This window comes from Sphingobacterium sp. JUb56, from assembly GCF_014191365.1.
Classification (GTDB): domain Bacteria; phylum Bacteroidota; class Bacteroidia; order Sphingobacteriales; family Sphingobacteriaceae; genus Sphingobacterium; species Sphingobacterium anhuiense.
Genome location: NZ_JACHWL010000001.1, coordinates 1,637,711 through 1,650,881 on the forward strand (window position 1 = coordinate 1,637,711; position 13,171 = coordinate 1,650,881).

The 13,171-nt window shown below is 33.8% G+C and carries 17 protein-coding genes and 1 pseudogene; 7 read left to right on the forward strand and 11 right to left on the reverse strand.

Going from position 1 to position 13,171, the window contains the following annotated elements:
• The 3 genes from FHR29_RS26830 to FHR29_RS06720 all read left to right on the forward strand — a co-directional run bounded on the left by FHR29_RS26830 (position 1) and on the right by FHR29_RS06720 (position 2,119).
• Entirely contained in the window at positions 1-150 is a 150-nt protein-coding gene (locus tag FHR29_RS26830) for a DUF5989 family protein (RefSeq protein WP_221197814.1), read from the forward strand.
• Positions 151-156: 6 nt separating this feature from the next.
• Positions 157-516 carry a hypothetical protein gene (locus tag FHR29_RS06715; RefSeq protein WP_183913262.1) on the forward strand — a complete coding sequence of 120 codons (360 nt, stop codon included), beginning with the start codon at positions 157-159 and terminating at the stop codon, positions 514-516.
• Between the two features lie 331 nt (positions 517-847).
• The gene (locus FHR29_RS06720; protein WP_183913265.1) at positions 848-2,119 is read left to right on the forward strand and encodes a DUF6161 domain-containing protein; all 1,272 of its coding nucleotides are present in this window, start codon (positions 848-850) and stop codon (positions 2,117-2,119) included.
• A gap of 137 nt (positions 2,120-2,256) precedes the next feature.
• On the opposite strand, the gene FHR29_RS06725 is transcribed toward FHR29_RS06720, so the two are convergent.
• Positions 2,257-2,490 carry a hypothetical protein gene (locus tag FHR29_RS06725; protein ID WP_183913266.1) on the reverse strand — a complete coding sequence of 78 codons (234 nt, stop codon included), beginning with the start codon at positions 2,488-2,490 and terminating at the stop codon, positions 2,257-2,259.
• A 231-nt stretch (positions 2,491-2,721) separates the two neighbouring features.
• Between FHR29_RS06725 and FHR29_RS06730 the strand changes: the two genes are divergently transcribed.
• Positions 2,722-3,240 carry a hypothetical protein gene (locus tag FHR29_RS06730; protein ID WP_183913268.1) on the forward strand — a complete coding sequence of 173 codons (519 nt, stop codon included), beginning with the start codon at positions 2,722-2,724 and terminating at the stop codon, positions 3,238-3,240.
• A 136-nt stretch (positions 3,241-3,376) separates the two neighbouring features.
• On the opposite strand, the gene FHR29_RS06735 is transcribed toward FHR29_RS06730, so the two are convergent.
• From FHR29_RS06735 to FHR29_RS06780, 10 genes and pseudogenes are all read right to left on the reverse strand, one after another.
• Entirely contained in the window at positions 3,377-3,733 is a 357-nt protein-coding gene (locus FHR29_RS06735) for a hypothetical protein (RefSeq protein WP_183913270.1), read from the reverse strand.
• 72 nt (positions 3,734-3,805) lie between these two features.
• Complete coding sequence (locus tag FHR29_RS06740; protein WP_183913272.1) at positions 3,806-4,198, reverse strand: hypothetical protein; 393 nt, start codon at positions 4,196-4,198, stop codon at positions 3,806-3,808.
• Between the two features lie 264 nt (positions 4,199-4,462).
• Positions 4,463-5,056 (reverse strand): Crp/Fnr family transcriptional regulator, encoded by a 594-nt coding sequence (locus FHR29_RS06745; RefSeq protein WP_183913274.1) that lies wholly within the window; start codon positions 5,054-5,056, stop codon positions 4,463-4,465.
• 395 nt (positions 5,057-5,451) lie between these two features.
• Positions 5,452-5,691 carry a hypothetical protein gene (locus FHR29_RS06750; protein WP_183913276.1) on the reverse strand — a complete coding sequence of 80 codons (240 nt, stop codon included), beginning with the start codon at positions 5,689-5,691 and terminating at the stop codon, positions 5,452-5,454.
• 333 nt (positions 5,692-6,024) lie between these two features.
• Positions 6,025-6,966, reverse strand: a complete 942-nt coding sequence (locus FHR29_RS06755; RefSeq protein ID WP_183913279.1) for an NADP-dependent oxidoreductase — start codon at positions 6,964-6,966, stop codon at positions 6,025-6,027.
• A gap of 9 nt (positions 6,967-6,975) precedes the next feature.
• Positions 6,976-7,722 (reverse strand): SDR family NAD(P)-dependent oxidoreductase, encoded by a 747-nt coding sequence (locus FHR29_RS06760; protein ID WP_183913281.1) that lies wholly within the window; start codon positions 7,720-7,722, stop codon positions 6,976-6,978.
• A gap of 90 nt (positions 7,723-7,812) precedes the next feature.
• Complete coding sequence (locus FHR29_RS06765; RefSeq protein WP_221197815.1) at positions 7,813-8,874, reverse strand: NAD(P)-dependent alcohol dehydrogenase; 1,062 nt, start codon at positions 8,872-8,874, stop codon at positions 7,813-7,815.
• Between the two features lie 421 nt (positions 8,875-9,295).
• Positions 9,296-9,637, reverse strand: coding sequence for a helix-turn-helix domain-containing protein (locus FHR29_RS06770; RefSeq protein ID WP_183913283.1), 342 nt, complete (start codon positions 9,635-9,637; stop codon positions 9,296-9,298).
• A 149-nt stretch (positions 9,638-9,786) separates the two neighbouring features.
• Positions 9,787-10,116: pseudogene (locus FHR29_RS06775) on the reverse strand (transposase); the annotation flags it as partial.
• A gap of 31 nt (positions 10,117-10,147) precedes the next feature.
• The gene (locus FHR29_RS06780) at positions 10,148-10,297 is read right to left on the reverse strand and encodes a hypothetical protein (RefSeq protein WP_221197816.1); all 150 of its coding nucleotides are present in this window, start codon (positions 10,295-10,297) and stop codon (positions 10,148-10,150) included.
• Positions 10,298-10,615: 318 nt separating this feature from the next.
• On the opposite strand from FHR29_RS06780, the gene FHR29_RS06785 reads away from it, so the two are divergent.
• Genes FHR29_RS06785 through FHR29_RS06795 form a run of 3 tightly spaced genes read left to right on the forward strand, consistent with a single transcriptional unit; the run spans position 10,616 to position 13,170 of the window.
• The gene (locus FHR29_RS06785; RefSeq protein WP_183913287.1) at positions 10,616-10,945 is read left to right on the forward strand and encodes a type II toxin-antitoxin system RelE/ParE family toxin; all 330 of its coding nucleotides are present in this window, start codon (positions 10,616-10,618) and stop codon (positions 10,943-10,945) included.
• A gap of 18 nt (positions 10,946-10,963) precedes the next feature.
• Positions 10,964-12,061: an ImmA/IrrE family metallo-endopeptidase gene (locus FHR29_RS06790; RefSeq protein ID WP_183913289.1), complete on the forward strand. Its 1,098-nt coding sequence runs from the start codon at positions 10,964-10,966 to the stop codon at positions 12,059-12,061.
• A gap of 11 nt (positions 12,062-12,072) precedes the next feature.
• The gene (locus FHR29_RS06795) at positions 12,073-13,170 is read left to right on the forward strand and encodes a beta family protein (protein WP_183913291.1); all 1,098 of its coding nucleotides are present in this window, start codon (positions 12,073-12,075) and stop codon (positions 13,168-13,170) included.
• Position 13,171: the final 1 nt, after the last annotated feature.

Here is a 13,171-nt window from a genome sequence, read left to right on the forward strand (position 1 = left end):
ATGGAATTTTTAAAAGACTTATTTGATTATATTAAGGAAAGAAAAAAATACTGGCTTTTACCAATGATCATTATATTACTAATAATTGGATTGATTATAGTTGTTGGTGGAAATAGCGCATTAGCTCCTTTCATTTACACCATATTTTAATTAGCAATGACTAGAAACAAAAAAGATTCTGCTATTGTTGTTATAGCAATGTTAATTTTAATCTTTTTATTTAAAAACCATTTCATATTGTTATGGATTGCTCTAATAATTTCTTTACTAAGCTTAATATCTGACAAATTTACTGCCATAATACATTTAGTTTTATTAAAAATTACTCATATAATTGGCGAAATCGTACAGAAAGCCATTCTCATTAGTGTATTCTTCATTATTCTAACTCCAATAGCATTACTTTCAAGACTACTAGGAAAAAAAGATATCATGATGTTAAAAAAGGGATACAAAAGTACTTTTCTAGATAGTTCAGAAAAAATCGACAAAACGTATTTTGATAAATTGTGGTAATTCGATATTTACAGTGTTAGTTAAACAAAGACTCTTTCAAGTGAAATGAAGTATAAATAATCGCTCTTTCGAAGTAATAACGTTTTAAATACTAAAACCTTAACACTTAGCAAAACGAACGATCAATCTGTAATTCTCCGTGGCCGAGTCCACATGGATTACTTTAATAATCGCTAAACGTATTTATCGGTATATAAAAATTGGTGAAAATATTAGATTCTAAGCACGTGAGATATTTACAAGCTTTACAACAAACAATATTTGTTTTGAATTAATGTTTTGAGTAAATTCATCAAATAATACCTAAAGATACTAACCAAACCATGTAGTTATGGCATTACCCTTATTAGAAGCTAGAAATTTAATTAGTGAATCTGTTTTTTTAGAAAAATTAAATGATCTTACATGTACTATTTCATATCCATATCTAAACGTTCAATTTGAATTAAAAGGCTTATATAATATTTACAAGTATTTTTATGATCAGTTTAAAGGATGGGAAGATCTAAAGGTATCGGCTCCCACAATTCTTAATAGTAGTCATAGTTATTTTAAAGATATATTAATTTCTCTACAGCGCTTTATAACACAAGAGCTTCAGAACCAAAATAATTCGGAAAAGACAATAATCTCATTGTTCACCAGAGATACATTAAGTAATATTAAAAACCTTAGAAATACTACTCCCTTTCCTTTTGATTCTCCAGAAGTCGAATTTCTTATAGCGCTTAGAAACAAAAATCCGCATTTAGTCGACTCTGCCTATTATTATTTCGTTGGGGGTAATCAATCTATGAATTCAACTTATGCACTTGAAGGTATGATAATGGCTTATGAATTTCGTAATCAAGACAATTCGCATATATTCAATCGACGAGTAAAAGAAAAGAATTCTTTCGATAGATTGCGCTCTCGATTTGAGTCGCTATCTAGTGATTATGAAAATGAGTTAACCACCCACATTTCCAAATTGAAACAGGATTTCAAAGATCGTACAGATGAACTTGAAGAATTTAAAACTACAAAAGAGAAATCTGTTGCAGATTGGTTCATTAGTGAGAAAGGAGCAATTGAAGTATTCAGAAAAGAATCGCAAGAAGGAATCGACAACATTCAAGCAAGTTATCGTAGTAAGGTAGAATTAGACGAACCGATCAAATACTGGACCACACGTGCTAAAGAATTGAGAACAAAGGGCAATTGGTTATTAGCAGGAATTCTATCTGTGTCACTCATTTTCGCTTGTGCAGTCTATTTATTGTTATGGCACACACCAGCTGATCTGATGGTATCTATATTCAACGGTGATAAGGGTGCTGCAATACGCTGGTCAATTATCTTTGTTGTTTTTGTCTCTATATTCTTTGTCGTTGCAAGAGCACTTTTAAAATTCATGTTTAGCAATTACCATTTAGCCCGCGATGCGGAAGAAAGAGAAAAACTCACCTATTTATATTTATCAATGATTGAGAATGGCGCCCTGGATAAGGAAGAACGGAAGATTATTCTACAATCTCTCTTCAGTAGATCTGATACAGGATTGTTAAAGGAGGACTCCTCTCCCACTATGCCTAATATTTCAAATTTGATTACTAAGTCATAATTCATTTTTTCATGAAGGTATTACTAATTAGCGAAGAAACTCCACTATCACCGTCCTACTTAAGGATGATTGCGTATATATTCTTGGTGTATTTGGTTTAAATTCATCTGTGTAGTTTTTAAAAATTAAAAGATCAATCAAAAAACCCTTAAGAATTTTCCTTCTAACACTTCCTCTGGTACATCAAGGATCTGCTCAATAATAACTGTGGCAGACTCTTCCTTAAATTCACTCATAAACGCCAATAGTTCGTTTACTTTTGTCGGGACAAAATGCTGTATAACATCATCCACACTATTGTCAGACTTCAGGATATTGTATCTCTTATGCTTTAAGTCCTTCAAGATCTCGACTGTCAATGGTACATTCATCGCAATTAGTATTTATCATTTCCGCCTTTTTCCAACAGGGTTGACATTTCGATCTAAGTCCATTTACTATAAAGTGAACTTACATACTCCTCCCCTGATTTGATTCAATATTGAACAGGATTCAAAAATTCGTTAATGTTTAAACATAGTTTTTCACTGTGTATCTTTGCAATACCAACTATTTTAAGGATCAAAATGTAATAATTATTTTTATGGCATAAAAAATACGTAATGATCATCAATGCTACTATAATTTCAAAACCTGATGCAGGTGAGTTTCCTGAAAAAATATTCGATATCCAAGATCCCTGGAATTTAGATTATTGGTCGTGGATTAAATTTGAGGATGAGGAATATTCTGAATGGTGTGGACAATTCAGAGGTTCACCCAAATCTGTCGAAATTGATAATGAGACTAATAGTATAATTGTGTTAACATCAGCATTTTTCTTTTTGTTAGATAAAAGGACTGGTGAATTAAAGCATTCGGCACAAAATGGTCAGTACATGAACCTGACAATCGCTCCAAATGGATGCTATATTATCGCTGATTATTACAACTTAGCGATTATCACATCTGATTTATCAAATATTACATCAATTGAAAGCCCTATTTTGATGGACATGATAAAATTCGAGGGTTGGTATAATAATTTGCTAGAGTTTACCTGTGATGAATTTACAAATTGGGATAGACATTTATTAATGACATACAATCACGAAACAAATGAGATCAAGATCAAAGAATAGCATTATAAATAACTCGTTTAAATTTTTGAAATTATATATGATAATGTTATACCAATTTTAGTTGTACTATAAATCAGATTATTCAGAAACTTTTAAAGAGAAACCATGAAACAGTTGGTGACAAATTCTCCAGAATTTATCTTTTTTTCTTCATATTCCGCTCAAAGACTTTCCAATCCATATATTCAAAATGTATAGAATTTACCAAATAATTCTTCCAGCGCCAAAGGCACAATGGGTTAATTTTATATAAACGGTATAGCTTCCGGTTTTCTTTAGCAGGAGATGTCTCTTTAATAAATTCATTAAAACCAAAAGTCGAGAATCCAGGGCTTTTAAAAGAGAAATCCTGTGTTATGACATATGAACCATCTAAGTTAGCATAGGTAAAATGCCCCTCATCTAATCGATGAGCAATAAACTTATTGATGAAAGGTAAATTAGGAATCAGTAGTATACTGATAATCAAAGCAAGGATTGTTTTCTTTTTCATAGTTAATATAATAACATGCAGATGCTCTTTTAGATCTCTTCTCTGAAAAGAGTCTACTATTTAAAGTTGATCCTAAAAATCTTGATATCTATTTTCAGGATTGTAAGGAATCCTGTTAGGTTCTATCTCTTTCCATGATTTATAATCAAAATCTTTGCTTGTTAAGAGATAATGAGACCATCGCCAAAAGCATATTGGATTAATTCTGTAGAGCCTATATATTTTTTGATTCTTTTTTTCTGGATGAGTGTCTGCTATGTATCGATCAATTGCCCATTGACTAATAGATGGAGATTTAAAATTGAATTTGTCATGATTGGTATAGGATGCATCTGCATTAGAATATTTAAAGAGGTCCCCGTCTAAGCTATGAAGTAGGTAACCGTTGACAAAAGGTAGATTACTCATGAAGCCTGCGATCAGGTAAACATAGATAAATCTTAATAAGTATTTTTTAGTTTTCATATTAATTAGAGTTTGTTCTAGTAGCAGGTTGGGCAGTGATCAACAACCTTGACTTATTTAGTTATCATTAATCAATTTGATCATGTTATAGTTTATTAAAGAAAATACTGCATATTTTTCATTCAAGAATAACTATCGTTCCTGTAATGCCGAACGTCCTTAAATCTACATTAGAATGAATGACACTAAATTAAGGGTAGTAAAACGATATCCTTTTGACAAAAGGCAAAAAATATAAATAGTTGAAAGAGGGGGAATTTAAGCTTAGATCTTTGCTCGAATCCTGCTTAGGGTAGATTGTGTTATTCCTAAATAGGATGCAATGTATCCTAAAGGTATACGTCTTAAAATTTGTGGTTTTTTAAGTATTAATTCATGGTATCGTTCCTTTGCAGAGAGCATACGGAGAGAGTTAGCTTTACTTTCGCTTCGGATATAATATTGCTCGGTCAGAAATCGACCTATATAATTAAACTCCAAATGACTTTTATAAAGATGTGTCAGTGTTTCGTAGGAGAGTTCTAATGTCACACAGTCTTCCAATGCTTCAATCGCCTCAAAGCTTTTTTTCTGGCTATAGAAGCTATAGACTGAAATAGCCAGCTCTCCTTCTGTCAGCAGCCAAGAAGTATGTTCCTCGCCCTCCTCATTCAAATAATAGGTTCTTATACAGCCCTCAAGTATAAAATATATTGATCTATTTATTTCGTTTAATTCAAGCAAATGAGCCTTTTTATTAAACCGGGTAATCTTGCTATGTTCACGTATGCTTTTTTCAAGCGCTTCACTCATCGGGTAAATGCTATTAAAGACCTGCATGACTTGTGCCTGCGCCTCGTTAAGATCAATTTTTGTCATATTAAAAATTAAGGTTTATCAATCGTAACTATCAGCTATCGGTATATAACTTAAATATAGTGAAGAAATTGCGAATGACAAAAATTGGGATGTAGCTATTTTTTAACTGATCTTTTAAATTTGTTGAGTAATTGTCCCCTAATAAGCTTTGCACTTCTCTTTGGGTAACAAGACATATTAGTATAAAGAATAATATTATCTGGCAGCTTAGAAGAGCAGAAAAGCCATATCTAAGCCATTATTAATATGGCGGTTTCCACTGTAAATCACTTATATTATTTTAACACATTATAATAAAATGATAAGCTATCCATCTTTTTTAAAGTAATCACTGCCCAAAGTAATAAAAGAAGTCCGCTTACAAAATGAATTCTTAGAGAGATTATGGAGTACACTTAATCAACCAATCTCCTTTTCAGTAGTTCCAACTCCCCTGCTATAACATCTGGCCAACGAGCAATACCTTCTCTGATAATCTCTTCACCATCCGCTATAGTAAATAACTGAGAGGTACTAAAGGCAGACTCACGGATCCCTGCAATCTGTCTAAAAGTTAACTGCGTTCTACTTTTAGTGATCTTTACAGATTCAGGATGATTGAGTATATATTCGTGGTGTATTTGCTTTAAATTCATCTGTATAGTTTTTAAAAATTAATAGATCAATCAGAAAACTCTCAAGAATTTCCCTTCTAACACTTCTTCTTGTACGTCCAAAATCTGCTCAATCACTACTGTCGAAGACTCCTCCTTAAATTCACTCTTAAACGCCCATAGGTCGTTTACTTTTGTATGGACAAAATGCTGTATAACATCATCCACACTATTAAAAAAGTCATTCTAAAAAGAATGACTGTTTTATTTGCTTTATTTTTAATAGATTTATTAAACTTTAGCAAAATATGATGCTAAAATAGCTTGAAAGACCTACTGCTGAAATATGATAATTTTACTTAGTTAACTACTATTTTAAAACGATACGGCTAATTTTCCGGTGGTATGTCCCTTCTCTATTTCTATATGGGCATTAGGGATTTCCTCAAATGGAAATATTTTACTGATATGAGGTTTTAAAAGATCGTTATCTAACAAATCAGCAACATATTGCATATCAACACCATTGGGTAATACCATATTATAAAATATATTGATCCCTTTAAGTTGAAATTCTTCAGATAATGCTTCCGTTACATTCGTCCACAGACTAATCAAAGTTCCGCCTGGCCTTATAATATTTAAGCTTCGAAGTAGATGCTGATCATCTCGAACTCCATCAATAACAATGTCTATGTCATGAATAATTTCTTCAAATTTCTCCTTTTTATAATCAATAAATTCATCAGCTCCAAGTTGAAGCAAAAGATCTTTTTTAGATGCTGATGCTAAGGCAATCACATATGCTCCTGCTTGTTTTGCAAATTGGACAGCAAAATGTCCTACTCCACCGCCTGCCGCGGTAACTAATACCCGATCGCCCGGTTTAATCCCTACTTTATTTAAAGGCTGTAAAGCTGTTAGTGCTGCTAATGTTGATACTGCCGCTGTTTCGTGACTTATTTTCTTTGGTTTTAGTGCAAGATGTTCAGCGGAGGCGGCTACAAATTCGGCGTATGTCCGGCCAATATAGGGATGGTTTAAGAGACCAAAAACCTCATCGCCTACTTTGAAATTTTGAACTGATGACCCAATATCTACAATTTCACCAGAGATATCCCATCCTAAAACCAAAGGATTATCATTTCCAAATACCCAACTTACATTATTGTTACTTCTAACAATGGTATCTGCAGGATTTATACTGATGGCCTTGGTCTTAATCAACACTTCATCATGCTTTAAAGACGGCACGGGAATATCGGCAAGAGAGAAATTCTCAATTCCTCCCTGTGCACTCAATATCATGGCTTTCATGTGTAATATTTAAGCTGTAATTCCTCCATCCACAACAAAGCTCGATCCAGTAATATAACCAGCTTCTGGACCTGCAAGAAAATTGACCATTGAAGCAATTTCCTCTGGCTTCCCAAGTCTTTTAAGTGGGATGGCATTAATATATGCTTCACGGATTGCGGGATCTGCAGGCATCATATCGGTATCGATCGCACCTGGTTCAATTGTATTAACTGTTATATTACGAGGGGCAAAGTCCCATGCTAAACCTCTACCAAGGCCACCTATTGCCGCTTTGGTAGCCACATAGTCGGCCATGTTAGGTCCTCCTATTCGACGGGCACCGACCGAACCAATATTGATAATCCTACCGCCATCTGGCATATACTGTTGAACTTTGCGAATTCCTTCAATAACGGAACGAATATTAGTATCAAGTTGACGACTATATGCTAACTCCCTTTCTATCGCTGTTTCAATACTACCAGCTACAACTGTTGCTGCATTATTGACCATTATATCTATTTTTTGATATTTTTCAGCGGCTTGTTCAATTGCAAATGAAACAGCCCCTTGTTTTGCTCCATCTGCCTGTATTGCTATTGCACTCCCTCCTGCACGCTCAATCCCAGCAACAATGTCTTCTGCTATCGCTTGTGAGTTAACATATGTAAATACGACTGAGGCTCCCTCAGCGGCTAAACGTTGTACTATTGCTTGCCCCATGCCACGTGTTCCACCTGTAACAAAGGCAACTTTTCCTTTTAAACTTAACATCTTTTTTTTAATTAAATTTTATATAATAATCTCTCCTATCAGTTTTAATCATAAAAGGATAGCATAGAGATTTTGTTCTTATAACTATGATTATTGAATTTCAATAACCACTTTACCAAAGGCTCCTCTTTTTAAATGATCGAATGCTTTTGGACTATCTTCAAATCTGTATATGGCATCGATAACCGGTCTAATTTCATGAAGATCAATATAGGAACACATTGCTTCTAAGCTTTTCCTGGAACCGACTCCTATACCTAATAATGATGATCGTTTGGATAGTACTTTAAAGATTGGCAAAGTCGCATCCGCAGCCTCTAATACGCCCACAATTGCAATTCGACCTTCTTGTGCTACTGCATCTAATGATTTTTGAAGATTTTCGCTACCGGCCATTTCAATGATAAGATCGGCACCACGTCCTGAAGTCAACTGTGATACATTATGGTGCCAGTCTTCATTATTAAACCGATTTATTCCAGCGGAAATACCTAAACTTTTTGCCCGGTTTATCTTGTCGTCACTGGAGCTTGTTAAAAGAATATTGGCACCAATACTAAAGGCAAATTGTGCTGCAAAAAGCGAAACCCCACCTGTTCCTTGAACAACTAGTGTTTCATTTGACTTTAACTTTCCTTTTTCAAAAACCGCCATCCACGCAGTGAGCCCTGCACATGGTAAAGTTGCAGACTCAACAGGAGATAAATTCTTTGGAGCAAGTGATAACCAGTCTTCAGGTAAACAAACGTACTCTGCAAGGACTCCTGGCCCCATCCCACCCAAGGAGGGCGCAATATCTGGTGATGGTGCAGGTCCCTCAATCCATCCGGCTATATTTGTAGAAATAACTTTATCATTAATTTTAAATCTGCTAACCCGGCTACCGATCTTGACAACGGCACCCGACATATCAGAAGCTGGCACGAATGGAAAGGCCAAAGGCATACCCATACCATTACTGGTAACCAAATGATCTCGATAATTTAAAGAGACCGCAGCTGTTTTGACCAATACTTCCTTAGGTCCGGGTGTTGGAACCGGAACTGTATTCAGCTTCAAATTATTTAATCCGAAATCACTTAGCTCCCATTGTTTCATCAAATTTGGAATATTCATTTCTGTATTTTTTTTCAAAGTTATCTCGAATTTCATCTGGTTTTCTTGATACTATCACTGATGATATTGGTAAGGTGACTTTTACAGAAGTACTAAATAATTCCTGATATAAGTTTAGAAGATTAAATGAAAGATTTTGAGGGAAAATTATAATGTTCCACAGTATGGATTTGGAGTGTTTTTTTTTTAAAATTCACAGGCAAGTGGTATTTGAATATCATTTTACACTGGAATTACAAATTATAAAAGTAAGCTTTGAAGGATGAAATAGTTCTCTAGATTTATGACATTTACAATGGTATGGAAGCAGCCTTAGTAGTTGCTGAATGAAAAAACATGCAGGAACTTGCATCTATAATAACCAAAATTTGAAGAATGCAGTATTAAAAAATGATTAATTACTACTTTTAAATTATTTACAGTTAACAAGAGTAATAGTAGTAGAAGTTAATTAAGTCTAACGTATTGATTCAATTATCATAGCGCGATGTTTTTTCCCCCATGCAATTAGATTCATGATAAGAGTACCATATTCTTTTGCATATTCTGTGAATTCATATTCAGCTACCCCGATATCCGCATTCATGATACGTGAGATTAACTTATTATCTTCAAGCTCTTTAAGATTCCGGGCAAGCATTCTGGTCGTTAGACCTGGAATACTTCTTTCGATATCCATAAATCTTTTATTTCCATTACAAATGGAATAAATGATGGGAAGTTTCCATTTCCCCCCTATAACGTATATCGTATCTTGCAAAGCATTTATATCCTGCTCTTCAATAACAATTTTTTTCATCTTGATAATATTTGATTCTACTAATTTATAAAATAAATAGTCCTTTATCAGTACTGTCCTAAATAAATTTTAGTGCATAAAAAATCTAACATTAGCGTCAAATAATGCAGGTTTAGCTGTTTGAAAAAAAAGTAACCCTACCCTTTCGCTTAAAAAAGCACAAACTGTCCCTCTTTATTAGGAGGTCTTCCTGAAATGAACGGATCATCGGCCCATTTCCATAGGTCTATTTTTACAAAAATATTTAATCTTATAAAGTTGACAAGATTCGATAGATTCCAATCGTATTTAACCTTCTTTTGAATATACTTGAAGAGCAATATTCCGATCAATGCTGTCCATATTTGTATATACACCGCATTTTGGGATGTGCCTACAAAACTGGTAACCTTTAGTTTCTGTTTTAAATGTTTGAAGAATGTTTCAATCTCCCACCGTTCCTTGTAAAGAGATGCTACTGTCTTGGGTTTCCAACTAAAATTGTTTGTTAAGAACTCTTAAACTACGTTTTTAGTGCTGTCCAAAACACGAACCTGACGTATCTTCTTTCCTTCCATACCATACCTTAGGTGATCCAAAAAGCTCGATGGTCTGATCTTCAATTATTCCACCTTTCATTAGAGCCTCACTCCTAATTGTTTTGATCACAGTGTACTTCATGTTGGATTTGCTTCTTGTAACAAAGAAACAGCCATTGCTTTCCAAAATGTTCATACATTTAGTCCTAGATTATCCATATACTGAACCTTTAAAAAATTAATTATTTTCATTATATTTAAGTTATTATTTAACCTAAATATTTTAAATTACCTATTTCCCATATTCAAGTAAATTTTAATGTGCAACAATATTTAATAATAATCTCAAAAATGAGCAGATTACAAATTTCGTTAACTTACTAATGTTTTGGATTTTACAAAATCTTATCTATATTTGTATAATATTATTACCTTTTTTAGGTAATGAAAAATTTTAATAATGAATATCACTTATTCTAATAAAATAAAAAAGAAGTTTTCATCAGCAGCTGAGATCAAGAAAGCATTTGGGGCAATGGCAAAAAAAGTGCAGGCACGATTGGACGATATTGAAGCATCGCCCAATCTCAATGTACTGACACAGATTCCAGCAGCTAACTGCCATGCTCTTTCGGGAAATCGAGATGGTGAATGGGCTGTGAATATTTCACCTAATCATCGTATGATTTTTGAAATAGATAACGATCCTATGCCGCTCACGCTAACTGGTGAAATAGATAGAATAAAAGTGACAGACATTCGAATTATTGATACAATAGATTATCATTAATTCTAATAATATATAGATATGAACAAGAACTTAGAAATAGAGAAGGAATTATTATCAAAACCTGGTGATACAATTTTGGAAACATTAGAATTTCTAAAAATGACACAAGCTGAATTCGCAGAGCGGATTGGCAAGACACCCGGTAAGGTAAATGATATGATTTCGGGTAAAGCACCTATTACGGTCAATACAGCTCTTCAGCTTGAAAAAGTATTGGGAATAGATACGCAGTTCTGGTTAAATAGAGAGGCTAATTATCGAGAAAAGATAGCTCGTATTGAGCAAGAAGAGTTTTTAGAAGAATGCATTGGCTGGCTGAAAGAACAACCCATCAAAGAATTGAATGCATACGGATATTTATCTTCAAACAAAATTGGGAATGAACTAGCGGAAGAATGCTTAAAATTTTATGGAGTAGCCTCTCCTACTCAATGGCAACATGTTTATGTGGATAACTATGTAAACACCAATTTTAGAAAGAGTAATACGCTAACTGCAGCAGTGAGTAATATGGCTGCATGGTTAAGAATAGGAGAATTAAATTTACGAAAATTAGAAATTCCTGAGTACAATAAAGATGCGTTTAAAAAAATCCTCATTCAAATAAAACGTCTTGCAGAAAACCAACCCGAGGATTTCGCTGACCAGTTGGAATTAATGTGCAGAGAAGTTGGTGTGGCAGTAATCTACTCGAAAAGTCTTTCAAAAGCACCAATAAGCGGCGCTACGAGATGGGTATCGGGAACACCGCTAATACAAATCACAGATCGTTACAAAACTAATGATCACTTTTGGTTTACATTTTACCACGAAGCCGGACATATTCTGCTACATGGTAAAAAAGATGTTTTCATAGAAGATTTTGGAGAGCTCGAAAACGATAAGGATAAAGAACAGGAAGCAAACGATTTTGCTAGGGACTGGCTTATTCCAGATTCTTTTCTAGAAGACATTGAGGGTTCGATAAGTGAAGGAATGATTAGAAAAGTGGCAAAAAAATATGCTATTCACCCTGGAATTGTATTGGGAAGACTTCAAAATTTAAATAAAGTTCCTTATCATTTTGGTACAAACTTGAAAGTGAGGATAAATTTGGATTATTTTATTAAACACTAAAATCAAATATCATGAATAAACCTGTGTACACACCTGTAATAAGATATCGTCAGGAGGAGAAAAAAGTTTTAACTAGTTTCGACTTCGGGGACAAGATCTATCCATATATTGAGATCTTTAAAAAGCTAGAACGAGTACATACTTCGAAGAAAAAATCCGAACCGACTTTTCATGAAGTGCATCTTCCAATACTACGAGATATAAAAAGTAATAAAGTGTTTGTGGATCTTCCCGTACACCTAAAAACATCCACAAAAATGAAAAAAGAAGTTGTTGAGTTTTTAACACAGGTTATTGGTAATAGACTCGAAAGAACATCACATCTAATAGGTTTAAAGTCGCTAAATAATAAAATTATCCCTATTATCAGTACCTATTCCCAAAGAACAGGAGAACCAAATTCGATCATAGCCCAGGAAAATGATTTAAGATCTGTGTTTAATAGTCTAGGCTTTAGAACTTCATCATCGACTTTTGACAATGACATGAAGCAGATAATAAAGGTCGCTAAAGCAGATGATTATCTGTTTGTTGATCTTGAGGAATACTGTCTTGCAAGTGGTGATGATAGATATGCAATTGATTTCATGTTAGATTTCGTTAAGTCATTCAAATCATGTCCTGTGATTATTTTAAACAGCCCTATTCATCATACGACGACAAACTCAGGTTTGGAACATGGAATGCGAATCGAAAAAGCAGATAATTCTCTACAATATTCGTATAAATCTTATGGAGCAAAGGGTTTTGGGGATTATGCTGGTTTAAAAAAAGATGTACTAGAAGGTGGTGGTAGAATTAGTCCTGGATTTATATTCTATGATGCTGTTGAAAATTCATACTATGGGTACAAAGGACTAAAAAGGAAACAGGGTGAACTTGAGGATTTTCTTGATATAATTATCCCTAAAGTTTTAAAATCAGATGCAGTAAACAGGATGTCAATATCTGCTGAACGGTATTTGGATAATGTCAACCCTGGCTGGAAATTAATAAATGAAATGTTGACAGGCATTGAGAATCCTAAAAGTCAATCAAAATTTAAACGTATTTCTATGTTACATTATTTATACTGCATCAATAAAAAAATACAGGCTGCCATCATTTAAC

Excerpts from the sequence above, each read along its gene's own strand:
- FHR29_RS26830 (WP_221197814.1), top strand. The coding sequence starts at position 1 with ATGGAATTTTTAAAAGACTTATTTGATTATATTAAGGAAAGAAAAAAA.
- FHR29_RS06715 (WP_183913262.1), top strand. The coding sequence starts at position 157 with ATGACTAGAAACAAAAAAGATTCTGCTATTGTTGTTATAGCAATGTTA.
- FHR29_RS06720 (WP_183913265.1), top strand. The coding sequence starts at position 848 with ATGGCATTACCCTTATTAGAAGCTAGAAATTTAATTAGTGAATCTGTT.
- FHR29_RS06725 (WP_183913266.1), bottom strand. The coding sequence starts at position 2,490 with ATGAATGTACCATTGACAGTCGAGATCTTGAAGGACTTAAAGCATAAG.
- FHR29_RS06730 (WP_183913268.1), top strand. The coding sequence starts at position 2,722 with ATGATCATCAATGCTACTATAATTTCAAAACCTGATGCAGGTGAGTTT.
- FHR29_RS06735 (WP_183913270.1), bottom strand. The coding sequence starts at position 3,733 with ATGAAAAAGAAAACAATCCTTGCTTTGATTATCAGTATACTACTGATT.
- FHR29_RS06740 (WP_183913272.1), bottom strand. The coding sequence starts at position 4,198 with ATGAAAACTAAAAAATACTTATTAAGATTTATCTATGTTTACCTGATC.
- FHR29_RS06745 (WP_183913274.1), bottom strand. The coding sequence starts at position 5,056 with ATGACAAAAATTGATCTTAACGAGGCGCAGGCACAAGTCATGCAGGTC.
- FHR29_RS06750 (WP_183913276.1), bottom strand. The coding sequence starts at position 5,691 with ATGAATTTAAAGCAAATACACCACGAATATATACTCAATCATCCTGAA.
- FHR29_RS06755 (WP_183913279.1), bottom strand. The coding sequence starts at position 6,966 with ATGAAAGCCATGATATTGAGTGCACAGGGAGGAATTGAGAATTTCTCT.
- FHR29_RS06760 (WP_183913281.1), bottom strand. The coding sequence starts at position 7,722 with ATGTTAAGTTTAAAAGGAAAAGTTGCCTTTGTTACAGGTGGAACACGT.
- FHR29_RS06765 (WP_221197815.1), bottom strand. The coding sequence starts at position 8,874 with ATGAAATTCGAGATAACTTTGAAAAAAAATACAGAAATGAATATTCCA.
- FHR29_RS06770 (WP_183913283.1), bottom strand. The coding sequence starts at position 9,637 with ATGAAAAAAATTGTTATTGAAGAGCAGGATATAAATGCTTTGCAAGAT.
- FHR29_RS06780 (WP_221197816.1), bottom strand. The coding sequence starts at position 10,297 with ATGAAGTACACTGTGATCAAAACAATTAGGAGTGAGGCTCTAATGAAA.
- FHR29_RS06785 (WP_183913287.1), top strand. The coding sequence starts at position 10,616 with ATGAATATCACTTATTCTAATAAAATAAAAAAGAAGTTTTCATCAGCA.
- FHR29_RS06790 (WP_183913289.1), top strand. The coding sequence starts at position 10,964 with ATGAACAAGAACTTAGAAATAGAGAAGGAATTATTATCAAAACCTGGT.
- FHR29_RS06795 (WP_183913291.1), top strand. The coding sequence starts at position 12,073 with ATGAATAAACCTGTGTACACACCTGTAATAAGATATCGTCAGGAGGAG.